The sequence below is a fragment of the Pseudomonas gingeri genome, from assembly GCF_013386115.1.
Taxonomy (GTDB): domain Bacteria; phylum Pseudomonadota; class Gammaproteobacteria; order Pseudomonadales; family Pseudomonadaceae; genus Aquipseudomonas; species Aquipseudomonas gingeri.
The window spans coordinates 258,046-283,707 of sequence record NZ_JACAOR010000007.1; the positions used below are offsets into that span (position 1 = coordinate 258,046).

Annotated in this window: 16 protein-coding genes; 14 read left to right on the plus strand and 2 right to left on the minus strand. The window is 61.9% G+C overall.

The genetic code is table 11. The features are described 5' to 3' along the window. Nucleotides 1-10: 10 nt before the first annotated feature. Both HX881_RS13545 and HX881_RS13550 read left to right on the plus strand, forming a co-directional pair. A complete protein-coding gene (locus HX881_RS13545; RefSeq protein ID WP_177084966.1) occupies nt 11-1,576 on the plus strand; it encodes a methyl-accepting chemotaxis protein in 1,566 nt (521 codons plus the stop codon). Between the two features lie 445 nt (nt 1,577-2,021). After that, complete coding sequence (locus HX881_RS13550) at nt 2,022-3,773, plus strand: hypothetical protein (protein ID WP_343054761.1); 1,752 nt, start codon at nt 2,022-2,024, stop codon at nt 3,771-3,773. 76 nt (nt 3,774-3,849) lie between these two features. Here the strand turns inward: HX881_RS13550 and HX881_RS13555 are convergent, their stop codons facing one another. Further along, nucleotides 3,850-6,102: an autotransporter outer membrane beta-barrel domain-containing protein gene (locus HX881_RS13555; protein ID WP_177085405.1), complete on the minus strand. Its 2,253-nt coding sequence runs from the start codon at nt 6,100-6,102 to the stop codon at nt 3,850-3,852. A gap of 323 nt (nt 6,103-6,425) precedes the next feature. On the opposite strand from HX881_RS13555, the gene HX881_RS13560 reads away from it, so the two are divergent. From HX881_RS13560 to HX881_RS13570, 3 genes are all read left to right on the plus strand, one after another. Then, on the plus strand, nt 6,426-8,339 hold the full coding sequence (locus HX881_RS13560) for a hypothetical protein (protein ID WP_177084970.1): 1,914 nt from the start codon (nt 6,426-6,428) through the stop codon (nt 8,337-8,339). Between the two features lie 340 nt (nt 8,340-8,679). After that, complete coding sequence (locus tag HX881_RS13565) at nt 8,680-10,260, plus strand: addiction module component (protein WP_246356507.1); 1,581 nt, start codon at nt 8,680-8,682, stop codon at nt 10,258-10,260. 33 nt (nt 10,261-10,293) lie between these two features. Beyond that, nucleotides 10,294-11,019 (plus strand): hypothetical protein, encoded by a 726-nt coding sequence (locus HX881_RS13570; protein ID WP_177084974.1) that lies wholly within the window; start codon nt 10,294-10,296, stop codon nt 11,017-11,019. A gap of 41 nt (nt 11,020-11,060) precedes the next feature. Here HX881_RS13570 and HX881_RS13575 read toward each other — a convergent pair whose 3' ends face one another. Next, entirely contained in the window at nt 11,061-11,741 is a 681-nt protein-coding gene (locus HX881_RS13575) for an alpha/beta family hydrolase (protein WP_177084976.1), read from the minus strand. 170 nt (nt 11,742-11,911) lie between these two features. On the opposite strand from HX881_RS13575, the gene HX881_RS13580 reads away from it, so the two are divergent. From HX881_RS13580 to ccoP (HX881_RS13620), 9 genes are all read left to right on the plus strand, one after another. After that, nucleotides 11,912-18,607: a hypothetical protein gene (locus tag HX881_RS13580; RefSeq protein WP_177084978.1), complete on the plus strand. Its 6,696-nt coding sequence runs from the start codon at nt 11,912-11,914 to the stop codon at nt 18,605-18,607. 168 nt (nt 18,608-18,775) lie between these two features. Further along, nucleotides 18,776-20,200 carry a cytochrome-c oxidase, cbb3-type subunit I gene (gene ccoN, locus HX881_RS13585; RefSeq protein WP_103032483.1) on the plus strand — a complete coding sequence of 475 codons (1,425 nt, stop codon included), beginning with the start codon at nt 18,776-18,778 and terminating at the stop codon, nt 20,198-20,200. A gap of 10 nt (nt 20,201-20,210) precedes the next feature. Then, the gene (ccoO, locus tag HX881_RS13590) at nt 20,211-20,819 is read left to right on the plus strand and encodes a cytochrome-c oxidase, cbb3-type subunit II (RefSeq protein WP_103032484.1); all 609 of its coding nucleotides are present in this window, start codon (nt 20,211-20,213) and stop codon (nt 20,817-20,819) included. Between the two features lie 3 nt (nt 20,820-20,822). After that, nucleotides 20,823-21,017 (plus strand): cbb3-type cytochrome oxidase subunit 3, encoded by a 195-nt coding sequence (locus tag HX881_RS13595; RefSeq protein WP_275936901.1) that lies wholly within the window; start codon nt 20,823-20,825, stop codon nt 21,015-21,017. Next, complete coding sequence (ccoP, locus tag HX881_RS13600; protein ID WP_177084980.1) at nt 21,014-21,952, plus strand: cytochrome-c oxidase, cbb3-type subunit III; 939 nt, start codon at nt 21,014-21,016, stop codon at nt 21,950-21,952. Before HX881_RS13595 ends, ccoP (HX881_RS13600) begins: the two co-directional genes overlap by 4 nt. 334 nt (nt 21,953-22,286) lie before the next feature. After that, complete coding sequence (gene ccoN / locus HX881_RS13605; protein ID WP_017125916.1) at nt 22,287-23,729, plus strand: cytochrome-c oxidase, cbb3-type subunit I; 1,443 nt, start codon at nt 22,287-22,289, stop codon at nt 23,727-23,729. Beyond that, entirely contained in the window at nt 23,729-24,337 is a 609-nt protein-coding gene (ccoO, locus tag HX881_RS13610; RefSeq protein WP_103032485.1) for a cytochrome-c oxidase, cbb3-type subunit II, read from the plus strand. The genes ccoN (HX881_RS13605) and ccoO (HX881_RS13610) overlap by 1 nt, the downstream gene beginning before the upstream one ends. A gap of 5 nt (nt 24,338-24,342) precedes the next feature. Next, on the plus strand, nt 24,343-24,528 hold the full coding sequence (locus tag HX881_RS13615; protein WP_003175465.1) for a CcoQ/FixQ family Cbb3-type cytochrome c oxidase assembly chaperone: 186 nt from the start codon (nt 24,343-24,345) through the stop codon (nt 24,526-24,528). Next, the gene (ccoP, locus tag HX881_RS13620; protein ID WP_103032486.1) at nt 24,525-25,499 is read left to right on the plus strand and encodes a cytochrome-c oxidase, cbb3-type subunit III; all 975 of its coding nucleotides are present in this window, start codon (nt 24,525-24,527) and stop codon (nt 25,497-25,499) included. Before HX881_RS13615 ends, ccoP (HX881_RS13620) begins: the two co-directional genes overlap by 4 nt. Nucleotides 25,500-25,662 lie beyond the last annotated feature (163 nt).

The following is a 25,662-nucleotide window of genomic DNA, read 5'->3' on the forward strand; positions in this document are numbered from 1 at the left end:
TTGAAAAACCATGCGTAACAACCAACCCATTACCCAACGCGAACGCACCTTTCCCGCTCAGCAACGGTTGATTTCCACTACCGACGCCAAAGGCGTGATCACCTACTGCAACGACGCCTTCGTCGAAATCAGTGGGTTCTCCCGCGAAGAACTGATCCGCGCGCCACACAATCTGGTGCGGCATCCGGACGTCCCGGCGGCGGTGTTTGCGCACATGTGGAATACTCTGAAACAAGGCCTGCCATGGATGGGCATTGTCAAGAACCGCTGCAAGAGCGGCGACCATTACTGGGTCAACGCCTATGTGACGCCTGTTTTCGAAGGCAACCAGGTGATTGGCTACGAATCGGTGCGGGTCAAGCCCACCGCCGAGCAGATCCGCCGGGCCGAGGCGCTGTACCAGCGCATCAACCAGGGCAAGTCGGCCATTCCCCAGCGCGACAAGTGGCTGCCGGTGATGCAGGACTGGCTGCCATTCATCCTGGTCAGCCAGGTGAGCTTCCTGATCGGCGTCTGGCTCAACTCCCACTGGGGCTTCGCCCTCGCCGCCGCCGTCTCGGTGCCGCTGGGCCTGCTCGGCCTGAGCTGGCAGCAACGCGGTCTCAAGCGCCTGCTGCGCCTGGCCGAACAGACCACCTCGGACCCGCTGATCGCCCAGATGTACACCGACAGCCGTGGTGCCCAGGCGCGCCTGGAGATGTCCATCCTCAGCCAGGAAGCGCGCCTGAAGACCTGCCTGACCCGCCTGCAGGATACCGCCGAGCACCTCAATGCCCAGGCCCGGCAGTCCGACGAGCTGGCCCAGAAGAGTTCCAGCGGCCTGGATCGCCAGCGCCAGGAAACCGAACAGGTGGCCACCGCCGTCAACCAGATGGCCGCCACCACCCAGGAAGTCGCCAGCCATGTCCAGCGCACGGCCGACGCCACCCAGGAAGCCAATCGCCTGACCCGTCGTGGCCGCGACATCGCCGGGGAAACCCGCGAAGCCATCGAGCGGTTATCGGTGGTGGTCGGGGAAACCGGCGGTACCGTGACCCAGTTGGCCAAGGACAGCGACGAGATCGGTGGCGTGGTCGATGTGATCAAGGGCATCGCCGACCAGACCAACCTGCTGGCCCTGAACGCCGCCATCGAAGCGGCCCGCGCCGGGGAAATGGGCCGTGGCTTCGCGGTGGTTGCCGACGAAGTGCGCCAGCTGGCGCAGCGCACCAGCGAGTCCACCGGGCAGATCCATGCCCTGATCGCCAAGCTGCAACAGACCGCCGGCACCGCCGTGCAGACCATGGACGCCGGTCATCGCCAGGCCCAGGAAGGTGTGGCCCGGGTCCTCGAGGCCGATGCCGCGCTGGTGGGCATCAGCGAGGCGGTGGCCAATATCACCGACATGACCACCCAGATCGCCGCCGCCACCGAGGAACAGAGTTCCGTGGCCGAAGAGATCAGCCGCAATATCAGCACTATTGCGCAACTGGCTGACCAGACTTCGGAACAGGCGCACAACTCGGCCCAATTGAGTGAGGAACTGACCCATACGGCCAACACGCAATACTCTCTGGTGGAGCGTTTCAATCGCTGACAGAGCAACAAGCAACCCAACAAACCCGATGACTGATAATCATCGGGTTTTTTATTACACGGACGAAATCAGAAACTTTTCTTTTTAATAAGTAAGAATTTTCCTTATATATATAAACTTAAAACTTACATAAGCCAGACAAACAAACTTACTTACGCAAAACTCTTGACAACACATCGAACTTACTATTCGTTGAGCTCTTGGCACTATATCGCACAGACAGTTACCTTTCATCCAAGACTTGAATGCCTTATTTGCCAGATAAGCACGCGACGACACACAACACCGGCAATAAACGCCGACGTGTCCGAGTGTGAAAACGACTGACAACACTCAATTAGATTACAGGGATATCCTTATGAAGGATTTAGCGAGTCAAACCCAATCCGCTTTTCTGAAAGCCCCGTTTGTTGCCGTTGCCGCCCCGGAGGATGGGCTGTTGCAAGTGGCCGATCTGAACCAGCCCCTGGCTGTTACAGTCACCGTGTGGGACTACCTCAAGCCAACCGACACCTGCCAGTTGATCTGGAATGATGTCCTTGCGGGGCCTGTGGTTTCCATGGAGCAGTACCAATCCGGGGATCTACTCACATTGTTCCTGCCCGAGAATTTATTGTCCGAAGAAGGCATGCACAGTCTGCAGTACATTGCGGTCAATACTCTCAATGGGGAATCGAGTCACTCATACCGCACCCCGCTCATCATCGACCTCACCCCACCCGGCGGCACCCTCCTCGCCGCCCCGATCCTCCCGGAGCAGGCCCTGGACGGCCTGACCAACAGCGAGCTGATCGAACTGGGCAACCGGCTCACCGCCACCGTTCCCGGCTACTTCGAGATGAAATGGGGCGATGTCATCCAGAGCTACTGGGGTGAACAGTCCGGCCCCGCGTACACGGTACAGCCCGATGAACCCGGGACCGACAAAGTGCAGATCACCGTCGAGCGCGGCTTCCTCGAACAACTGGGCAACGGCGACTTCCCCGTCAGCTACAGCGTGCGCGATCGGGCCGGCAATACCTCGGTACGTTCGCAGCCGGTCACCCTCAAGCTGCAGTTGCAGCAACTGCCGGCCAACCTGCCGGCCCCGGTTGCCTTGCAGATCGAGGACGGCCAGGTGCACGATGTACACGCCCGCATCGGCGTGAAAATCGCCGTGCCCCGCTACGAGCATGTCGCCATTGGCGACGAGATCCGGGTGTTCTGGAACGGCGAGCAAGCCTCCGGCCGGCGTGTCGTCAGTGCCCATGAGCTGGAAAAACCCCTGCTGCTGAACGTGATGGTGCGCTACCTGGCCATCTCCCGCCATGGCGACGGTCCGGCCAAGGTGCACTACCAGGTGTGCCGCAATGGCGAGGTCTTCACGTCCCCGGACCTGGAACTCGAGGTTTTTTTGCAATTACCCGGGCCCCAGGACCCGACGCCGCAGACGGTGGTCAACGAAGCACTGGCCGCACCGGTGATCAAGGGCAAGAACCCGAACGCCCGGACGCTGGACAACTACCTCGACGAGGACCACGCACAGCTGTCGGCCGACGCTGTCATCGCCTGGCGCGACGCCTTCCGGGCCGGTGACCGGATCAATCTGTTCTGGGGCAAGTCGACGCAGCCGCTGGTACGCCCGATTACCCAGCAGGATGTCGACAGCGGTTGCTACCTGGTCATCAATGTCCCGAACAGCCTGATTACCGAACAGGGCTGCGGAGTGGACATCTGCGTACAGTACACCGTGACCCGCGAGGGCAACCCGAACACCTCCTATTCGCCCAAGCAGTCGGTGGCCGTGATCTTCCAGATGCAACTGCCGGGTGGTTCGGCGGGGTTGCTGGAACCGGTGTTCAGGGGGGCCAACGTGCTCAACGTGGTCGACCCGCGCCGGGACCCGGAGGGCACCGTGGTGCATGTGACGCCGTATCGCAACATGAAGGCCGGCGACCGCATCGTCCTGCAGTTCTTCGGCTTCGATGCCCTGACGGGGGGCAGCGAGATCGTTGAAGCGCAGTTCACCGCCGAGCGGCTGGTGACCGACCACGAGATCCGCCACGGCGTTCGCTTCCGGGTGCCGCTGGCACGCCTGATGGCCGTCGAGCACGGGCGTGGCCGGGCGCGCTACGAGGTCATCAGCGAGCTGGGACGGATCACTTCGTTGCCGGCCGACGTCTATATCTCATCGCGTGCGACCGTGACGGTGCGCTGATCCCCAGCCATAAAAAAACCCTCGACGAAGGATCGTCGAGGGTTCTGCAGAACGCCGGGGCAGTGCTGCCCGGCCATCAGAAACCGTAGCGCATACCGATATTCACACCCCAGGGCTGCTCGATGTGCTCGCCCTTCATATAGTCGAAGTTCGCATGCAGTTGCAGGTTCTTCGACAAGGCCGCCGAGATCCCGACGCCCAGTTCGGCACGGGTCCCGAACAGGTTGTTGTCAAAGGACACATCGTTGACCTTCACCGTATTGCCCCTGCGGGAGAACTCATGGACCATCGCCGCGCGCAGATAAGGCTGCAACAGGCCGCCATCGCTGAGTTCCAGGTTGCGTCCCAGCGTCGCGCCCGCCTTGCCGAGCACAGACAGCGTATGGTCGTTCTTCGCCCGCAGGCCATTGTCCAGGGTATAGCTGTCACCCTTGACGTTGACCGTGGACAGCTGGGCGTAGGGTTCGACAAACATCGAGTCCTGCAACCTGATGTGCTTGCCGAACTCCAGTGAACCGCCATAGGCAAAGTTGTCATAGCTGCCCTTGGCCTTGACGCCATTGGTCATCGAGACATCCGCCTTGTTGCGAAAGCGGTTCAGCTTGGCCACCGCATCCAAGTAGTAGCCCTCTTCCGTCAACCAGGTGCCGTAGGCCCCGACATAACCGCTGTCGACCTTGCCGACAGTACCGCGGCTCAGGCTCAGGTCGGACTCGCTATGACCGGCCATGACCCCGACCAACAGTTGCCCATTGCCCACCGGTACGGGCAGATCGACCCCGAGCGACAAGCCTTTCTGGCGTTGCTTGTAGGCAAACCCGGCGTCCGCGCTGACGTTGTACTGGTTGCCATAACCGCGAATCCAGCCACCGCCCTCGCCACTGGTACGTATTTCGCCCATGCGATTGCGCAAGGTCGCCAGTTCGCCATACCAGACGGTCGGCCCGACACTGAACAGGCCCAGCGCTGCCTGGGTCGAGGGGCTGATGGTCTTGCCGGCGCCAACGATAAACCAGTCATCCCCCTGCTTTTCCAGTTGATAGGAATAGACGCCGATATCGACACTGCCGCCGACCACGTCGAACACGGCACTGCCACCTTCGGTATGCACCACATGCAGCGGGGTGATCTCGGGGGAGTTAGGCTCCAGGCCGGTGTTCTGGATATTCAGCAGGAAGTCGCCATGGGCCTCGCCATTGATGTCCAGCAAATCGCCCGCGTTGTCCAACAGGTTGACATGCATATTGAACATCCCGGTCCCGGACAACTCGCCCAGGGACAGGGTGTAGAACTGCTCGGCCGAGCCCAGGGTCACACTGCCGCCGCCCATGGACAACGACTTGACCTCGGCATCGCCGACCATCGTCCAGTTCGCTCCACTGTTGATGGCCACACTATTGGTGTTGATCAGGTTACCGGTGAGTTGGGCATTGTTTTGCAGGGTGACATCCAGGCTGCTGGTGTCGTCGGCGACCAGATCGCCGGTGAGCGTGCTGTTATCCGCAGTGAAACCGATAACGCTCGCCTCCTTGACTTCCAACAGATTGCCGTTGCCAGCCAGCAGACGAGAGCCGTTCTGGATGGTGATATTTCCAATCGCAGCCTCTGCGGTTGAAATCGCCGGTCCGGTCAACCCCTCGATCGTGGAGTTGTCAACGACGACATCGGCCGGGGTCGGAATCACGGGGCCTCCTGGCATCGCTGTCCGACCATGGATCTCCAAGCCTGTCGAACCGCCCTGGACATAACTGTTGTTGGTCATCGTCAACGTAGCACCGAGAATCCGGATACCCAAGCCGCCCACACCCGCAAAATCATGTCCGAACACCTGCGTATTATCGAGGCTCAACTGGCCCAGCGCTGCAACCCCTATCCCCATCCCTGCCCCGGAAAGCGTGCTGTCCTTGATACTTGCCCGAGAAGGATCTCTTGAGGTGGACGTGCTCACTGTTTCCACCCGCAAGGCCGCCCCGGTGCTATTGCTGATGTTCCCTCGTTCGATAATGGCTCTGGAGGCCTCCAATGTTATACCTCCATCAACCCGGCCATTATTGATTCTGACCTGACCGGCTTCACTCACACGGATCGAATTCGCCGCTCCTCCTTCAATAATTTCCAGTATCCCTCGGTTCAGGACATTCCACGATTCGACGTTACTTTCGGCGGTCAAAATCTCCCATCTGTTGCTCACCGTTCCTCTCGTCTCATTTTCCACGTCTGTTTGCGCGTGGGCACTGCTCACTTGAAGCCCCAACAAAGTGCCCAGCAACAGGCAAATCTTCCCGGCTATGACATCTGCCTCTCTGGCGCTGGACAATCTGTCTTTCATACAAAACATCACTTCCTTCTCCGACATGAAATAAGAGGTGATCATTGGATGAAAAACATTTGCGCCTTAATATGAAAACAACCAGATAATAATGTAAGAAATATCCCAATCAACATAGGAATCTTCCTTTCGGAAAACTCCTTGGCGACTCTTGCAGAAAGAAAAAATAATTATAGAGCACCTCTTGACACATCCTCGAGATGGCGATTACGTGAACCCCAGATAGAGGATTTTCTATCTACGTTTCAAAAATGGCGGCCACCAACAACACCCTCATAACAGCCGCCAAAAACTTAAACAGCCATTATCTTAAGGATTAAAATATGTGTACAAAAAAAAGCTCGCTCATTCTAGATCGGAAAAAATACACGCGATCAATCCCAAAAGAAGCAAGCAAACCTGATGTGGAACTCGCATTCCCCGATGGACTACTGCCGATTTCCGCTCTGAATGAGCCTCTTGCCGTCACATTTGAGTTATGGGCTGACGCCAGCAAGGATCACCAATACAGATTGCTGTGGGAAGGTGAGCCATTTGACGAGTACGTCGATGTTACCGATGACGATCTTGCCAATCCGAATCGTCACTTGAAGTTATATGTTCCGCAAGAATTTCTCGTGGAAAAAAATGACCTTGAGAATCCTACCGATAAAAAATACAAACTCAGCTACGTGATCTATGACAAGGTCAGTATGGAGCCGACACCTTCTTTTGAATATTTACTGGAGATCGACACCACTCGTCCGGGATTGCCAAGCCACGGCCCGATAGCTTTCCCCGTGCAAGTCGATGATGGCCTGACTTCCGCCGAACTGACCGCGATGGGTGACAAACTCGACGTGATTGTCAGCAGCTATAGCACCATGGCCGTGGGCGATATCATTCAGACCTACTGGGGGGATATTGAAGGACCAGCCGAGGTCGTCCAGAAAGAAGACATGAAACCGCGGGAGGTTCCTATTTCCTTCAGTCGGGAATTTCTGGAAGGTGTCGAGTCCGAGGTCGGAAGCGCCGAATCGCCGGTGACCTATATCATCACCGATCGCTCGGGCAACGTTTCGCCTCGCTCCCTGGCTCGCCAGATCAAGTTGCTGTTGGCCGATATCCCCAACGACCTGCCCGTGCCGATCGTCGAACAGGCCAGCCCGGAACAGGGCGGGCTGATCGACTACGAAGACGCGCAAAGCGGTGTCACTGTCGATATTCCAAACTATCCGGGGGCAGCACCTGGGAACCGTATTACCGTCTATTGGGGAGATACAAACCCACTGCCCGAAATACCAGTCCAGGAAGGTGATGAAGATAAGGACCCAATCCTTTCCCCGGTCCTTCAATTCGACATTATCAATCAGTTCCCCGAGGCCACCGTCAACGTCAAGTACGAGGTTCGCCATAATGGACAACTGATCGGAACCTCGCAGTCTCTGCCTGTTGCTGTCTACCTGACCCTGCCCGTTCCAGAAGAGCGCCTTCAGCCTCTGACAATCCAAGGCACCAGCGACAATCCGAACGGGCAAGACAACCTCATTGATCCAGATGACTACGAACTGGACGCAAGGGCCATCTTCCGCTGGACCAATGGGCTGAGAGTCAATGACTATCTCAACCTTCACTGGGGCCAGCAATCACAGGAACAATGGTATCAAATCACACAGGCCGACTTTAATGCCGGCTCCGACCTCGATATTCCGGTTGAAAACTCGATTATCAAGACCCAAGGTACCGGGGCCGCAATTCCGGTTTACTACACGGTAACACGTGATACAAACCCCAATCCGGCCATGTCACCCACACAATCGGTAATCGTTCGTTCGAAAATGGAACAGCCCGGTGGAGAGATGGGTCTTCAGGAACCGGTATTCACACGTTTATCTGACACAGGCCATATCATTCCGGGGTTGAATCCCGAATATACCCCTGTGCTGATCAGGCCTTATGAAAATATCCGCCTTTACCACGATATCACTCTGACTTTCGAAGGCTTCGATGAAGCAGGCGCTCCTATCGAAGAGGCACGCTATGAAAAAACCGAAACAATCAATCCTACAAACATTGGTACCGGCCTGACCTTTCAAGTCCCACGTGCCAACCTGATGAGTATTTGCGTAGGGCGGGCACAGATTACCTATCGTGTTGAACCACGCCCCGAACATAACCAGGAACCTGCCAACTCTCTTATGGGATCAGCCCCCGTAAAAATGAGTCGTCCTGTCGTAGGGTGCGATTACCCCTGGTAACTCGCACCATTAATTTTAACTTCAATAGTTAACTTTCTCCGAGCGACTCTCCCTGCATGCGGTCTGCGCGGGAAGGCCGCATGCAAACAAGGAAAAAACCATGAACATGACAACCCAAAAAAACTTCCAAACAACTAAAGAATCGCAACCAGAACGGCCCGATATCCCATTGGCACTGGAAGATGGATTACTACCTGTAAGTGCTCTCGACAACCCGTTACCCGTTACCTTCAAGGTATGGAACAATGCTTCGGTCGACGAAACCTATCAATTGCTCTGGGAGGGGCAACTGATAGGTACCAGAGAATTCATCAAACCCACGGACAGCCCCGGGGATACATTGACACGGGATGTTCCTATCGAACTCCTTGTCGAAGGCAAATATCAACTGGCCTACCGAATTACAGACACCATCAGCCAGGAATTCGTTGATTCCCTCCCCTACCTTCTCGAAATCGACACCACCGCCCCCGGCCATCCCACAACCCTCGGCCCTCTCGATTTCCCGCCACAGGTCAACGACGGCCTCACCTCGGAAGAACTGACACAACTGGGCGATGTCCTGCCGGGCACCGTCCACGGCTATAGCGGTTTCGCCATCGGTGACAGGATCCGCACCTTCTGGGGCGATACCGAAGGGCCTGGCGGCAGGGTCGAAGAGGGTGACATAGAGCCCCGGGAGGTGATCATCGAGTTTTCCCGCGCCTTTCTCGAGTCGCTGGGCGATTTCAACGGACCGGTGCTCTACACCGTCACGGATCGGGCCGGCAACCGCTCACAGGACTCGACCGCTACAAACGTTCTCCTGCTGCTCAATGAACCGGTGCTCGACCTGCCCGCGCCAATCATCGATGGCTATGTCGAGCCGATCAGCCACGAACAGGCCCAGGCCGGTATCGAAGTCTGGATCCCCACTTCGGACCTGGTGGAAGACGGCGATCAGATTCTCCTGCACTGGGGCAGCGTGGCTCTGGGTCCCTTCGACCCGGCAACCATCGGCCAGCCGATCATCCTGCGTATCGACGTGGCCTTCGAAACCATCGAACAGGCCGGCGACGGTGACATCCGCCTGGGCTATGAGGTCAGACGCAACGGCCATGTCGTCGGTTACTCGTTGCCGCTGGATATCGTCGTCAGGGCCAGGCTGCCGGTGCCCGGCGACATGGCGCGACCGATCATTCGCGGCGCCTCGCCCGAAGCCGTGGACAACCTGATCGACGAGAACGACTTCGAACGGGACGCGAGCGCCATCATCGCCTGGAACCCCGCGTTCGTCGAAGGGCAGCTCATCCAGTTGACCTGGGGCGGCCAGCCGATGTTCGAACCACCCTATCGCATCACCGCAGGCGATGTCAGCGCCGCCCGCGACCTGAACCTGGCGGTGCCCAATAACCGTTTCCGCCCGGTGGGCACCGGCACCGATATACGCGTGCAGTACACCATCACTCTGGCCGGCAATCCGAATACTTCCAGGTCGCCGGAACAAGGCATCATCGTCCGCTCCCGGGATGAACTGCCCGGTGGTCCGAACGGACCGGAAGCCCCGGTCTTCACCGACCTGAACGAGCATGGTGCGATCAATACGATCAACGGCCAGGACGGCGCACCGGTCCATATCGCCCCGTATCTGAACATCAGGCCAGGCGATGTCATCCATTTCCTTTACGAAGGCTTCGACCAACTGGTGGGCGGCAATCCGAAAAACCAGTGGCCATACACGTCCGCTCCACTGACCGAGGAACAGGTTCGCGATGGCTACGACCTGAAGGTGCCGCGCGCGGTGCTGGATAGCAATTGCTATGGCCATGCCGAGGCCACGTTCAGCGTGGAAAGCCTCACCGGCATCGGTCGTTCAAAGCGGCGCAGCGCCTATGTGGATATGCGTGTGTCCGGCAGGTGCCCCGAGGCACGCGGGCAGTGACCACCTGTCTTTTCTCTTTCTGGAGCCTTCATCATGTCTGAATACATCAGCCCAAGAAACCTGGATCAACCGGTGATCCTCAGCGTCAATCCCGCCGGAGTCGGTGCCATTGACGTAGCCGACCCGGAAAAACCCCTGCCCGTGCTGGTGGGGCCGTTGGACCTCAAGCCCCTGGATCATATCGACCTGTACTGGGGGGCAATCGCGGACCCCGTCAGCAGCTACGATCACCCGAGGGACGCGCCACCGATCAATGACTTCGTCATCCTGGCGGTGGATACCGGAAACATCGAGTCGGCCAGGGATCCGGTACCGGTTCGCTATCGCTTCACCCCGTTTCCCGGCAGTACCTCGCAGGACTCCGACATCACCCACATCCGCGTCAAGCTGGAAGCCCCCGGCGGCATCGATATCGATCCGGCCACGCCTTACGAGAACGAAGCCCTGCGTCCGCCCCGGGTGCAACCGCCAGCAGTGATCGTCGACCCGCAGGGTGTGCGGGTGATCGTCACGCCCTACGAGCAGATGAGCGAAGGCGATCGGATCCGGGTCAGTTGGGCCGAATCGACGGTCGACCACCCGCCGCTGACAGCGGCGGAAGCCGGCACGGAGGTGGTTATCCCGATTCCGCCGCAGATCATCGAGGCCGTCGGCGACTCAAGCAAGCTGCCGGTGCGCTACGAGGTCCATGACGTGGTCGGCAACTGGTCGAAACGCTCGGCCGCCACCGAGGTCGTGGTCAGCATCGGTTCGCGCTGAGCCCAATCGCGCCGGTTGCCGCAGGCAGGGCAACCGGCGCTTCAACCGGCATGCCGGCCGATGAATTCAGCGATCTGCCGCGCCGCCGTGTCCAGGTGCTGCGCATGGTTGAAGCCACTGGCCTTCAATGGCTTGAGATCGTGATCGGCAGCCTGCAGCCAGCTCAGTTCGATCCGGGCCGACAGCGCATAGTCCGATACCGCCTGGCGATTGCCCAGGGCGTCGCGTTCACCCTGGACGATCAGCGTCGCTGTCGCGAGCCCGGCCAGGTGCGCCACCCGTGGTTTCTCCGGCTTGCCCGCGGCATAGAACGGGTAGCCCAGGCACACCAGTCCTTGCGCGCCAAGGTCGTCGGCCACCAGGCTGGCCATGCGCCCGCCCATGGACTTGCCGCCAATGAACAGCGGCCCGCGGACCTGCTGCCGGACCTGCTCGTACACCTCGCGCCAGCACTCCAGCAACCGGGCCTGCGGATTGGGCGGACGCTTGCCGCCATCCAGGCGTCGCTGGGCCATGTAGGGAAACTCGAAACGCAGCACGTCGATGCCTTCTGCCGCCAGGCGCGCGGCCATGGCGTTCATGAACTCACTGTCCATCGGCGCCCCGGCACCGTGGGCGAGGATCAGCGTGGCCCGCGGGCCTTCGTCCCCGGCGGCGTTGTACAGATAGGCGGGATTGGTCGGCCAGGGTGCCTGGAACCGGGTTGCTTGCTGCGTCGACATAAGACCTCTCACTTCACCACCCGCACCGACAGCGGGCCTCTAGATATGTAACGCATCGCTGCGCCGCTTTTCCTGAAAATGAATGCACCTTACCTGCCTGCGCAGACACTGCAAGGCCGGCGCTGCCGACACGGGATGCTTCCCGCGGTCATTTCCAGACGAGTATTGCCATGCCCCAAGACGCCCTTACCCACGCCGAACCACCCGCCCCCAGCCCCCTGCAAGGCGATCGTGCCATCGCTCACGGGCCCGGGAAAGCCACCTATCCCTCCCTCGGCCACGCCTTCGCCAGCCTCGAGGAAGCCGCCCGGCATGCCCACGCCCAGGCCGCGCTCAAAGGCCCGGAGCGACAGTCGTCGCTGCTCCTGAAGCATCCACAGAAGGACGAATTCACGGCGACACCACCACAGCCCGGCACGCAGGCCTATCTCGACCCGCAAGCCGTCTTCGGACACGACGCCGGGGGCGTACTGCAACTGCCCGAAGGTTTTGTCCTGGTCGGCCTATATGGCCAGGCCGAGGCCACTCACGAGCAACTGCCACCCCGGGAAAGCGGCGTCTACGAAAACTTCTTCAGCCCCCACGACCTGTTCGCCGGACTCCATCAGGCCCGCCGCTCGCGGCCATCGATACCAGGAGCGCAACCGCTGCCGCTGTTCTACGGCACGCCTGACGGCGCCCTGCTGTCCTATCACGCCGACGATAGCGACCTGGCGTTGGCCCTGTTGCCCGAAGGCGCGGACTGGTCGTCCCGGGCCAGGCACTATCAGGAACAACTGGCGAGCGGCGTACTGCCCCCCAGCCAGTTCGTGCGGACCCTCGCCGCCGCCGGGAAACTGCGGGTGATCGAGACCAGCCGCCTGTGGAACCCTGCCGGCGACGTGAACTCGATCACCTGGGCACCGTTCGCCGATGCCGTGCTCCCGGAACTGGGCCCGATCTTCCTCAGCGCGGACGACGCCGCCCGCCATGCCCAGCAGATCATCCAGGGCGGCACCGACAAGGAACTCGGCGGGCTGATCTTCCAGCGCGAGGACGGCAGCTTTGTCGCCACGCTGCCCACCAGCGGCAGTGGCAGCCGGTTCGACAGCGAGAGCCTGTATCCCGTCACGGAAACCGGTATCGCCGACTTCCCGCCAGGGCACAGGCTGCATGCGCTGTATCGCGCCAATATCAGTTTGTCGGCCATCCGGGAACAGACCAGCGGCGCCGTGGACAACCGGGCGACCGGCACCGAACAGGAGCGCCGCCTCAGGCTGAAAAGCATCACCCCCGAGGAAGTGCTCGCCACCCTCCTTCCCCGTCACCAGGGGATAAGAGCGTTTTATGTGCTGATGACCGACTTGAACATCATCAAGTACATGCCCAGCGGCTCGGCCGAGGAAGATGCCCTGATCCCGCGCCTGCTGCCCGGAAAGGACCTCGGCGATCTCGATCGGCTGGCACCGGCCGATTTCATCAAGGCCCTGGCAAAGGCCGGCGGGCTCCATATCGTGCGCGGCGATAGCTACTGGGGCCCGCCGGGCAAGGTGCCCGACGACTGGGCCCCCTACCCGCCAGCCACAATATCGGCCCCGACCCTGCCGGCCTTCGGGCCGGTGTTCGACACGGCGGATGCCGCCGCCCTGCATGCCAATCAGCGTATCGGCGGCCAGTACCGGGAACGGCGCATCGGCTTTATCGTCACCGACAGCCACGACCGCTACGTGGCGAGCGAGCCGGCCAGCGCCACGGAACCGCTGTTCGCCGCCAACCCGTTGCTGCGTGCCGGGCCTGACGGCTCCCTGGCCGCACTGCCCGGTTATCGCCTGGCCGGTCTTTACTACAGCGCCGAACTGTATCCGGAGCGCCTGCCCTGCAAGGACGTCTGGATGTACCGGAACTTCTTCCTGCCCGATGAGTTGCTGGCGGCGCTCAGCCTGATCGAAGGTTATCGCCCGACACCCGCCACGCCCCACATCCCGCTGTACCTGAGCACCCGCGATGGCGCACAGTTGAAATACCTCTCGCGTGATATCAGCTTCGACAAGGCCTTGCTCGCCGGTTCGAGCAACCTCGCCAGTTACGGTGAACGGCTGGTCCAGGGTGTTCTCGATCCGCTGGACTTCATCCATGCGCTGGCCGAGATCGGTGAACTGAGCGTGCTGCACCCCAGCGAACTGTGGGGCCCGCCCGCTCGCCTGAGCGGCGAATGGCGAGCCTATCAAGGGCAACGGCGACGAACGCTGGGGCCGATCTTCGCCAGCGCCGACGACGCCGCCCGCCACGCCCATGGGCAGATCGCCCGCCGCTACGACAAGGTCTATGGCGGGGTGATCCTGAAACGTCCGGACGGCCAGTTCGTGGCCTCCACGCCGCGGGTCTCGCCCACCGAAATCTTCGATCACACCCTGGTGTTCCCGACCCTCAATGGTTTTCCCCTTGAAGGCCACACCATTGTCGGCACCTACAATTCACGCCTGGGCACGCTGGACTTCCCCCTGCCGGAGAGCGAAGCACGGCTCTACCTGAACCTGTTCCCGACCTGGGACATCTACCGGGCCATCAAGGACCGCTCGATCCCGTTGCATTATTTCTCCTGCCAGGACGGCTCGCTGATCCGCTACAACAGCAAGCATTCGCCAGATGAAGTCGATGTGTTCAATGCCCTGGCGCCTTCATCGGCAAGTCCGCTGAACCTGATGGAAAACCCGACGGAGCAGTGTTTCAAGAGTGGCAGGGACGAGGACAGGGGAGCGGTACTGGCCTTCGCCCGCGACCTGGTCAAGGCCGGGGAACTGCGGGTGCTGGTCAGCGGCCGCGAAGTCTGGACGACGGCTGGCAAGGTCCTGGCCCTGCGCGACAGCGCCGACGGACTGCTGGTCGACACCGACCAGGGTGCCATCGCCACCTCCGCGCCCGCGTTCAGCCCGGTGTTCATGACACCGCTGGATGCCGTGCGCCATGGGCTTGCGCAGATCGGCCAGAGAGGCGGGCGCCGCTTCGGTTTCATTTTCCGCAAAACCGACAGGGAATATGTCGCCACCGAAGCCATCATCGATACCAGCGCGAACTTCGACAGGGCGCTCGTCCTGCCGCCGCAGATCGCCGTCCTCGCCCTGATTCCCGGCTATGTCATCGACGGCCTGTATGTCGCGACCGGCCATCAGGAGGCGCTGCCGGCGGACCCGGTCTACCCGCACTTCATCTCCGCGCGGGACTTCGCCCATGCCATCAAGACCGCTCGGGAAACCGCCATCGTGCCCGGCCACCAGGCCACCACCCACCTGTATCTGTCGACCGCCGACGGCGCCCTGTTGAGCTATACGGTGCCGCTGGTTCCGGATGCCGACGAAGTGATCCGCGGCAGCGTCTTCCACAACGACGGCATCGATACCCAGGGCCAGTTGGAGAACGGCTCGCTGACAGGCCGGGACTATGTCCGCCGCGTGGCGGCGAGCGGCAAGTTGAGCGTCCTGCAACCCGGCACGCTGTGGCGCCAGGGCGGCCCGGTCACGGCCACCTGGGAACCGGTCGATATCGCCACCACCACCGCGCAGCCCTATGCCCTCAGCCCGCTGTTCGCCCATGCGGACGATGCGGCGCTGCATACCCACGACAAGCTCGGCCGTGGCCGCGGCGCGCTGCTGGTCGACGCGATCTACCGCACCTCCGCCCCCGAGGGCTACGTCACCCTGGAACCTTTCGTCGATGGCCAGGCGATCAAGGTCACCCGTACCCTGGCCGACCTGAAGACCCAGGTGCTGGAGAAGGAACGCCTGGAACTGACCCTGGGCAGGACACCGCTCGACAGCATCCACTATGCCAAGCCGCTGGCCCCTACCCGCTACCAGACCGGCGACAGCCCTCACGTCGACTTCTTCTCCGTCGAGGACATCTGCTTCGTCACCCAGACCCTGCTGGCCGACAACCTCTTCCTCAATGGCATCTACTATTCCAGCCAGGACGGCGCCCTGTTCAAGTACGAGCCCAGGGCCTCGCACGCACAGGGCGAACTGTGCGCACCGGTAGATGCCGACAGCATCCGCAGCCTCACCCCGCCACAGTTCCGCCTGGTGAACGCGGTCGCCGCCGCCGGCAAGCTGAGTGTGCTGCACACCAGCCAGCTGTGGCCCACCCCGGGCCCGATCGATCCCACCTGGACACCGGCATGGACGCTCAGCGAGCGCCGCCCACGGGCCACGCGGGCGCTGATCCCGCCGCTGATCAACAGTTTCAATCTCGGCGGCGTCGGTGCCACCGACGTGATCGACCCGCTGCGGCCCCTGCCCGTGGTGATCGCGCCGTTGGACCTGAAGCCCAGGGACCGCGTCGACCTGTACTGGGGCAGCCATCCCGACCCCGTCGCCAGCCATACCCAGGATAGCGAACCCGGCGCCACTCACCTCACCCTGCGGGTCGATACGCGCTGGATCATGAGCGGCGAGGTGACGGTGCGCTATGTCCTCACGCCGTTCCCCGGCGGTGCGCCGGAAACCGCCGAGACCAGCCTGCGGGTCAAGCTGGACGTGCCCGGCGACCCCGACACCCAGTCGGCGACACCGACCCTCAACGACAAGCTGGAACTGCCCGTGGTGATACCTCCCGGGGTGATCGAGGATCCGGAAGGCGTCAGCGTGGTCATCAAGCGCTATGCGAACATGGCCGCCGGTGATGTGATCGTGGTGTCGTGGCATGGTCGCCTGGTGCAACACCCGCCGCTGAGCGCGCCGAGCGATGAAGTGGTGGTGCCGATCGATCCGCGGATCATCCGCGAGGCCGGCAACTCCGACGCGATCCTCGTGCGCTACGAGATCCGCGATGTGGTCAACAACTGGTCGCGCTGGTCACGCCCGGCCCTGGTCGAAGTCGGTATCGGCGATCCATCCCTGCCCGCCCCGGTGGTGCCACGGGCCCAGGGCATGCAGTTGGACCTCGACCTGCTCAATGGCGCCGACGTGCAGACCCTGGTGCTGCGCTACGATGGGATGAACAGCGCGCAGAACCTGCGCCTGCTGGTAGAACGGGAAACCGCCCTCGGCGTATCGCTGCCGGCGTACACCGCCACCCTGCCCGGCCATGACAGCGATCCCTTCGTATCCTTCGATGTGCCCAACGAGCAGTTCCCGCTGATCATCCAGGGCCAGGCTCGCTTCTACTATTATGTCGAGGCGCCCGAGCAACCCGTGCGCCGCTCCAAGAGCCTGCCGCTGAAGATCATCGGCCAGGCGCTGATACTCAAGCCGCCACGGGTGCCCGTGGCCGAAGCCAACGGCAATGTGCTCGACCCGGCGGCCACCGGGGTGATCGCGCGGGTGGAGCCCTACTCGCTGATCGCCGTGGGCCAGGCCGTGACGCTGGTCTGGATCGGCACGACCGCCAGCGGCATGGAAGTGTGCCATGAACAGACCCTGCCGGTGGTCGACACCGGCAGGGACATCGACTTCAGCATCCCGGACGACAAGGTCGGCGTGCTGGCCGGCGGCTCGGTGGTGGTGCGTTATGACGTCAAGACCGAAGCCCCCGATCCCCTGGTTTCGCAACCCTTGCTGCTGCCGGTCAGCGCCCTGCCGCTGGATCTGCCCCGCCCCGCCGTGGTGGAAGCCCATGACACCGTGCTGTTCCCGCTGCAGGCGCTGGATGGCGCGACGATCCGCGTCACTTATGCCATGGAAACCGGCGACAGCATCCAGGCCTACTGGCGCGGCACGCCCGGCAGCGGCACACCGGTGATCGACGCCAAACCCGGCAGCAGTTCCGGCAGCGTCGACTTCAGCGTCCCCGCCGGGGCCGTCAGCGCCAATATCGGCAAGCGCGTGGAAGTCGGCTACAACGTCACCCGCCGTGGGATCGCGGCACCGTCGAAAATCCTGCCGCTGGACATACTGCCCATCGCCCACGAAGACCTGCATCCGCCCTTCGTCCGCGAGGCGCCGGACAATCTCCTGCTGGACCTCAACACCTTTGCCGGCGACGCCCATATCGAAGTCAGGAAATGGCCGCATATCCAGGTCGGCCAGAGGATCTGGCTGAGGATCGAGGGCACCCTGGTCAGCGGCAGGCCGTTCAGCCTGGCGCTGTGGAACGGAGAGGAAGTCAGCACGATCTCGGATGTCATCGAAGGCCTGCTCTCACGCACCCACCTCGATCAGTTGCGCGACCTGAGCGGCCTGACCTTCACCTTCAAGGTGACCTTCGACGGCAGCAGCGATGAAGCCGGCGCCCTGACGTTCCCGCGACTGTCGTTGACGGTCAGGGCTCGCAAGCGGGTGCCGGAACTGGTCTTCGATACCCGGCCGGTCAACCTGTCCGGGAAAATCTACCTGATCCCCTGCCATCCGCAGGTGCTGCCGGAATTCGGCCCGGGCACGACCCTCCAGCGCGCGGCGGGCGGTGGCGTGCCCGGTTATCACTACAGCAGCGATAACCGCAACATCGCCGTGGTCGACAGCAATGGCCGGGTCACCGTGCGCGGCAACGGCAAGACCTTTATCCGTGTCAGCGACAGCGCCGGGCAGCGCAAAAGCTACGAGGTCACCGTCAGCGGCGTGGTGCAGTGCTACAACCTCGGCAAGGGCAGCAGCGCCGACACCCTGCGCAAGGCCCAGGCACAAGGGCTGAGCGTGCCGTCGCTGGAAGAGCTGATCAGCATCCGCTCGGCCTACGGCAAGCGTTGGCCGCTGCAATCGCCGCTGATACCGAAAACCTGGTCCTCGACCACGAAAACCCCGTTGGGGCTGGTGTATGCGGTACTGGACATGACCCTGGAGGTCATCGAGCCCGAGCGCCCCTATATCAAGATCAGCCCGGGCCTGAGCCTGATCTACGAGGCCAACGGGCTGGGGATCGGCCCCGTGCTGCTCGCCGCCTGCACGCCACGCGCCTGACCCCTGCGCCGGTGGCCCCGGGGCCACCGGCAACTCCCGCCCCATTGACCCCCGTCAATACCACCCGCTGGCTATTTGCCCATGCTTGGCTGGCTTTTAGTCTGCCTATAACTCCAGATCCCGCGAATGCAACAGCGCCGGCCGGGTCTGAACCGTGGATGGGGAACCATGAACACTTCAATCAGTACCGCCTACAACTACAGGGTGGTCCGCCAATTCGCCATTATGACGGTGGTGTGGGGCATCGTCGGGATGGGGCTCGGGGTCTTCCTCGCCGCCCAATTGGTCTGGCCCGAACTCAACTTCAACCTGCCGTGGACCAGCTTCGGCCGTCTGCGCCCGCTGCATACCAACGCGGTGATCTTCGCCTTCGGCGGTTGCGCGCTGTTCGCCAGTTCCTACTACTCGGTGCAACGCACCTGCCAGACCCAGCTGTTTTCGCCGAAGGTGGCCGCGTTCACCTTCTGGGGCTGGCAGCTGGTCATCCTGCTCGCGGCCATCAGCCTGCCACTGGGCTACACCAGTTCCAAGGAATACGCCGAGCTGGAATGGCCGATCGACATCCTGATCACCATCGTCTGGGTGGCCTACGCCTACGTGTTCTTCGGCACCGTGATGAAGCGCACCACCAAGCACATCTATGTGGGCAACTGGTTCTTCGGGGCGTTCATCATCACCGTGGCAATCCTGCATATCGTCAACAACCTGGAAATCCCGGTCAGCCTGACCAAGTCCTACTCTGTCTACGCCGGGGCCACCGACGCCATGGTCCAATGGTGGTACGGGCACAATGCGGTGGGCTTCTTCCTGACCGCCGGTTTCCTCGGGATGATGTACTACTTCGTGCCGAAACAGGCCGAACGCCCGGTGTATTCCTATCGCCTGTCCATCGTCCACTTCTGGGCGCTGATCACCCTGTACATCTGGGCCGGCCCGCACCATCTGCACTACACCGCGCTGCCGGACTGGGCGCAGTCGCTGGGCATGGTGATGTCGCTGATCCTCCTGGCCCCGAGCTGGGGCGGCATGATCAACGGCATGATGACCCTCTCGGGCGCCTGGCATAAGTTGCGCAGCGATCCGATCCTGCGCTTCCTGGTGGTGTCCCTGGCGTTCTACGGTATGTCGACCTTCGAAGGGCCGATGATGGCGATCAAGACCGTCAACGCCCTCTCCCACTACACCGACTGGACCATCGGCCACGTGCATGCCGGCGCCCTCGGCTGGGTGGCGATGATCTCCATCGGCGCGCTGTACCACATGATCCCGAAAGTCTTCGGCCGCACGCAGATGCACAGCCTCGGCCTGATCAACGCGCACTTCTGGCTCGCGACCATCGGCACCGTGCTCTACATCGCCTCGATGTGGGTCAACGGCATCGCCCAGGGCCTGATGTGGCGCGCGGTCAACGAGGACGGCACGCTGACCTACTCCTTCGTCGAAACCCTGGTGGCCAGCCATCCCGGCTTCGTCGTGCGGCTGATCGGCGGGGCGATCTTCCTCAGCGGCATGCTGCTGATGGCCTACAACACCTGGCGCACCGTGCGCGGCGCAGAGCCAGCCACCGTCACCGCCGCCGCGCAGACGGCCTGAGGAGTTCGCCATGAAACACGAAGTGATTGAAAAGAACGTCGGCCTGTTGATGCTGCTGATGGTCTTTGCCGTCAGCATCGGCGGCCTGACCCAGATCGTCCCGCTGTTCTTCCAGGATGTCACCAACAAGCCGGTGGAAGGCATGAAGCCCTACACCGCGCTGCAACTGGAAGGTCGCGATATCTACATCCGCGAAGGCTGCGTCGGTTGCCACTCGCAGATGATCCGGCCGTTCCGCGCCGAGACCGAACGCTACGGACACTACTCGGTGGCCGGCGAAAGCGTCTGGGACCATCCGTTCCTGTGGGGCTCCAAGCGCACCGGGCCGGACCTGGCACGGGTCGGCGGCCGCTACTCGGAAGACTGGCACCGCGCGCACCTGTACAACCCGCGCAACGTGGTCCCGGAGTCGAAGATGCCGGCCTACCCCTGGCTGGTGGCCAACGCCCTGGACAGCAGCCACACCGAAACCAAGCTGCGGGCCATGCGTACCCTCGGCGTGCCCTACACCGACGACGACATCAGCGGCGCGGTCGCCAGCCTCAAGGGCAAGACCGAGATGGACGCGCTGGTCGCCTACCTGCAAGTGCTCGGCACTGCGATCAAGAGCAAGAGGTGAGCCATGGAGATGAGTAGCGGAATGATCCGCGGCCTCGGCACCCTGGTGGTGATGATTGCCTTCGTCGGCCTCGCCATCTGGGTGTTCAACGCCAAGCGCAATCCGGAGTTCGCCCAGGCGCGCATGCTGCCGTTCGCCGACGAGCCCTTGCCCGAAACACCCGAACAAGACCCTGCTACAAGGAGCAACCGGCCATGACCACCTTCTGGAGTACGTACATCTGCGTACTGACCATCGGCAGCCTGATCGGCCTGACCTGGCTGTTGCTCGGCACCCGCAAGGGCGAAACCAAGGGCAGCGTCGACCAGACCATGGGCCACAGCTTCGACGGCATCGAGGAGTACGACAACCCGTTGCCGCAGTGGTGGTTCATGCTGTTCGCCGGGACCCTGGTGTTTGCCGTCGGCTACCTGATCCTCTATCCCGGCCTGGGCAACTGGAAAGGCATCCTGCCCGGCTATGAGAACGGCTGGACCGGCGTGCACGAGTGGGAAAAGGAGATGGACAAGGCCGACGCCAAGTTCGGGCCGATCTTCGCCAGATTCGCCGCCATGCCGGTGGAGGAAGTGGCCAAGGACCCGCAGGCGCTGAAAATGGGCGGTCGCCTGTTCGCCTCCAACTGCGCGGTCTGCCATGGTTCGGACGCCAAGGGCGCCTACGGCTTCCCCAACCTCGCCGACAACATCTGGCGCTGGGGCGGCAGCGCCGACACGATCAAGACCACCATCATGGGCGGACGCGTCGCGGCCATGCCGGCCTGGGGCGAAATCCTCGGTGAAGACGGAGTGAAGAACGTCGCCGCCTACGTCCGTCATGACCTGGCCAAGCTGCCGCTGCCACAGGACTCCACGGCGGACCTGGCGGCGGGCCGGCAATCGTTCAGCACCACCTGCATCGCCTGCCATGGTGCCACCGGCCAGGGCAGCCCGATCATGGGGGCTCCGGACCTGACCCAGCCCGCCGGCTTTATCTACGGCAGCAGCCTGGCGCAGTTGCAGCAGACCATCCGCCACGGGCGCCAGGGCCATATGCCGGCCCAGAACGAACTGCTCGGCAACGACAAGGTGCAACTGTTAGCGGCGTACGTATTCAGTCTCTCTCACGGCAGTCAAGGAGAAGATAAGGCTCAATAAATACCGGATATTTCCTGCCGCATCGATCAGGATGCGGCAGTTCCCTGCCTGTACGCGACCAAGTGTCGCACCTCTCTTTTAGTCCGCCTACCCACTCCCGGGAATCGGTACTAAGCTTTGCAAACCTCGATCAATCCGCAACCCCTCGCCTGCCGGTCAGTCCGGGTATCCGCGAGTGCGCGTTTTGACCTTACACCGAGCATGGAAAGGCCGCAGAATCAGCGTCGTAACGTATTGACCCAGGTCATGGCGCGTTGCAATGACCCTACACTTTATCCATACTTGCGGCCGATTTTCACCCCTAATAACTATACCCAAACCGTGGAACCTTAGAATGAGCACAGCAATCAGTCCGACTGCTTATAACTATAAGGTAGTCCGCCAGTTCGCCATCATGACGGTGGTCTGGGGGATCCTTGGCATGGGGCTCGGAGTATTCATCGCCTCTCAATTGGTCTGGCCGGAGCTGAATTTCGGTCTGCCGTGGACGAGTTTTGGACGCCTGCGCCCGTTGCACACCAACCTGGTGATCTTCGCCTTCGGTGGTTGTGCATTGTTTGCCACCTCCTACTACGTGGTGCAGCGTACCTGTCAGGTGCGACTGATCTCCGACAGCCTCGCGGCCTTCCACTTCTGGGGTTGGCAGGCGGTGATCATCGGCGCCCTCGTGACCCTGCCGCTGGGTTACACCACCACCAAGGAATACGCCGAGCTGGAGTGGCCGCTGGCTATCCTCCTGGCGATCGTCTGGGTGGTCTACGCACTGGTGTTCTTCGGCACCATCGTCAAGCGCAAGACCAAGCACATCTACGTCGGCAACTGGTTCTACGGTGCGTTCATCGTCGTCACCGCCATGCTGCACATCGTCAACCACGCCTCCCTGCCGGTGAGCTTCTTCAAGTCCTACTCGGCCTACGCCGGGGCGACGGATGCGATGATCCAGTGGTGGTACGGGCACAACGCGGTGGGTTTCTTCCTGACCACCGGCTTCCTCGGGATGATGTACTACTTCGTGCCGAAACAGGCCGAGCGCCCGATCTATTCCTATCGCCTGTCCATCGTGCACTTCTGGGCACTGATCACCCTGTACATCTGGGCCGGCCCGCACCACCTGCACTACACCGCCCTGCCGGACTGGGCGCAGTCGCTGGGCATGGCCATGTCGATCATCCTGCTGGCACCGAGCTGGGGCGGCATGATCAACGGCATGATGACCCTCTCGGGCGCCTGGCATAAGCTGCGCACCGACCCGATCCTGCGCTTCCTGGTGGTATCCCTGGCGTTCTACGGCATGTCGACCTTTGAAGGGCCGATGATGGCGATCAAGACCGTCAACTCGCTGTCCCACTACACCGACTGGACCATCGGCCACGTTCACGCCGGTGCCCTGGGCTGGGTGGCGATGATTTCCATCGGCGCGATCTACCACATGATTCCCAAGCTGTTCGGGCGTGCGCAGATGCACAGCGTCGGCCTGATCAATACCCACTTCTGGCTCGCGACCATCGGTACCGTGCTCTACATCGCCTCGATGTGGGTCAACGGCATCACCCAGGGCCTGATGTGGCGGGCAATCAACGACGACGGCACCCTGACCTACTCGTTCGTCGAAGCGCTGCAGGCCAGCCACCCCGGCTACATCGTTCGCGCCCTGGGCGGTGCGTTCTTCGCCAGTGGCATGCTGTTCATGGCCTACAACGTGTACCGCACCGTTCGTGCCTCGAACCCGGCTGAAGCTGAAGCCGCCGCTCAGATCGCTGTCGTTGGAGCTCACTGATGAAGCACGAAGTAGTCGAGAAGAATATCGGCCTGCTGGCCTTCTTCATGGTCATCGCCGTCAGTATCGGCGGCCTGACCCAGATCGTTCCGCTGTTCTTCCAGGACGTCACCAACAAGCCGGTCGAAGGCATGAAGCCGCGCTCGGCACTGGAACTGGAAGGCCGTGACATCTACATCGCCAACGGTTGTGTCGGCTGCCACTCGCAGATGATCCGGCCGTTCCGCGCTGAAACCGAACGCTACGGGCACTATTCGGTTGCCGGTGAAAGCGTCTGGGACCACCCGTTCCTGTGGGGTTCCAAGCGCACCGGTCCGGACCTGGCCCGTGTCGGCGGTCGTTACTCCGATGACTGGCACCGCGCGCACCTGTACAACCCGCGCAACGTGGTACCCGAGTCGAAAATGCCGGCGTACCCGTTCCTCGTGGAAAACAAGCTCGACGGCAAGGACACCGCGAAGAAAATGGAAGTCCTGCGCTCCCTCGGCGTGCCTTACACCGACGAAGACATCGCCGGTGCCAGGGACGCCGTGAAGGGCAAGACCGAAATGGACGCGCTGGTGGCCTACTTGCAGGGCCTGGGCACCATCATCAAAAGCAAACGGTGATCTGGATGGATATCGGGATGATTCGTGGCCTGGGCACCGTCGTGGTGATGGTGGCCTTTATCGGCCTGGCGTTGTGGGTATTCAGCCCCAAGCGCAAGTCGGAGTTTGAAGACGCGACCTTGCTGCCTTTCGCGGATGATCCCGAAGCCATCAAGCACGTCGAGCAAGCTTCTAGGAGTAACAAAGAATGACTACGTTCTGGAGTCTGTACGTCACAGTCCTCAGCCTGGGTACCATCTTCGCCCTGACCTGGCTGCTGCTGTCGACCCGCAAGGGCCAGCGCGCCGAGCAGACCGACGAGACGGTCGGCCACTCCTTCGACGGGATCGAGGAATACGACAACCCGTTGCCGAAATGGTGGTTCATGCTGTTCGTCGGCACCATCATCTTCGCCCTCGGCTACCTGGCGCTGTACCCGGGCCTGGGCAACTGGAAAGGCCTGCTGCCAGGTTATGGCTACCTGGACAACGAGAAGCAGACGCCCTTCGCCAACGGCCAGACCGGCTGGACCGGCGTGCATGAGTGGGAGAAGGAAATGGCCCGCTCGGACGCCAAGTTCGGACCGATCTTCGCCAAGTACGCGGCCATGCCGATCGAGGAAGTGGCCAAGGACCCGCAAGCCCTGAAAATGGGTGGCCGGCTGTTCGCGTCCAACTGCTCGGTCTGCCATGGCTCCGACGCCAAGGGTGCCTATGGCTTCCCGAACCTGACCGACGAAGACTGGCGCTGGGGCGGTGACCCGCAAACCATCAAGACCACCATCATGGGCGGTCGCCACGCGGTGATGCCGGCCTGGGCCGATGTGATCGGCGAGCAGGGCGTGGCCGATGTCGCCGCGTTCGTGCTGACCAATCTCGACGGCCGCAAGCTGCCGGAAGGCGCCAAGGCCGACCCGGCCAACGGGCAGAAGCTCTTCGCCGCCAACTGCGTGGCCTGCCACGGTCCGGAAGGCAAGGGCACCCCGGCCATGGGCGCCCCGAACCTGACGCACCCGGCTGCGTTCATCTACGGTTCGAGCTTCGCGCAACTGCAGCAGACCATCCGTTACGGCCGCCAGGGCCAGATGCCTGCCCAGGAACAGACCCAGGGCAACGACAAGGTCCACCTGCTGGCCGCCTACGTCTACAGCCTGTCCCACGGCGACAACAAGCCCGCGGAATAAATACCCGGCTTGCCGCGACACCCGAGGCCCCGCCCGTGCAGACTGGCGGGGCCTTTTTCATCCGCGGGCGCTCTGCCACGGCAGCAATCGGCCCGTCGCGCCACGCGGTTTCATCTATAGTCAATTGACCTGCATCATGCTTTGTTACATTTGCTACACCATC

What these genes read in the sequence shown, in the direction of transcription:
- HX881_RS13545 (WP_177084966.1), top strand. Translation starts at nt 11, where the DNA reads ATGCGTAACAACCAACCCATTACCCAACGCGAACGCACCTTTCCCGCT.
- HX881_RS13555 (WP_177085405.1), bottom strand. Translation starts at nt 6,102, where the DNA reads ATGAAAGACAGATTGTCCAGCGCCAGAGAGGCAGATGTCATAGCCGGG.
- HX881_RS13560 (WP_177084970.1), top strand. Translation starts at nt 6,426, where the DNA reads ATGTGTACAAAAAAAAGCTCGCTCATTCTAGATCGGAAAAAATACACG.
- HX881_RS13570 (WP_177084974.1), top strand. Translation starts at nt 10,294, where the DNA reads ATGTCTGAATACATCAGCCCAAGAAACCTGGATCAACCGGTGATCCTC.
- HX881_RS13575 (WP_177084976.1), bottom strand. Translation starts at nt 11,741, where the DNA reads ATGTCGACGCAGCAAGCAACCCGGTTCCAGGCACCCTGGCCGACCAAT.
- HX881_RS13580 (WP_177084978.1), top strand. Translation starts at nt 11,912, where the DNA reads ATGCCCCAAGACGCCCTTACCCACGCCGAACCACCCGCCCCCAGCCCC.
- ccoN (WP_103032483.1), top strand. Translation starts at nt 18,776, where the DNA reads ATGAACACTTCAATCAGTACCGCCTACAACTACAGGGTGGTCCGCCAA.
- ccoO (WP_103032484.1), top strand. Translation starts at nt 20,211, where the DNA reads ATGAAACACGAAGTGATTGAAAAGAACGTCGGCCTGTTGATGCTGCTG.
- HX881_RS13595 (WP_275936901.1), top strand. Translation starts at nt 20,823, where the DNA reads ATGGAGATGAGTAGCGGAATGATCCGCGGCCTCGGCACCCTGGTGGTG.
- ccoP (WP_177084980.1), top strand. Translation starts at nt 21,014, where the DNA reads ATGACCACCTTCTGGAGTACGTACATCTGCGTACTGACCATCGGCAGC.
- ccoN (WP_017125916.1), top strand. Translation starts at nt 22,287, where the DNA reads ATGAGCACAGCAATCAGTCCGACTGCTTATAACTATAAGGTAGTCCGC.
- ccoO (WP_103032485.1), top strand. Translation starts at nt 23,729, where the DNA reads ATGAAGCACGAAGTAGTCGAGAAGAATATCGGCCTGCTGGCCTTCTTC.
- HX881_RS13615 (WP_003175465.1), top strand. Translation starts at nt 24,343, where the DNA reads ATGGATATCGGGATGATTCGTGGCCTGGGCACCGTCGTGGTGATGGTG.
- ccoP (WP_103032486.1), top strand. Translation starts at nt 24,525, where the DNA reads ATGACTACGTTCTGGAGTCTGTACGTCACAGTCCTCAGCCTGGGTACC.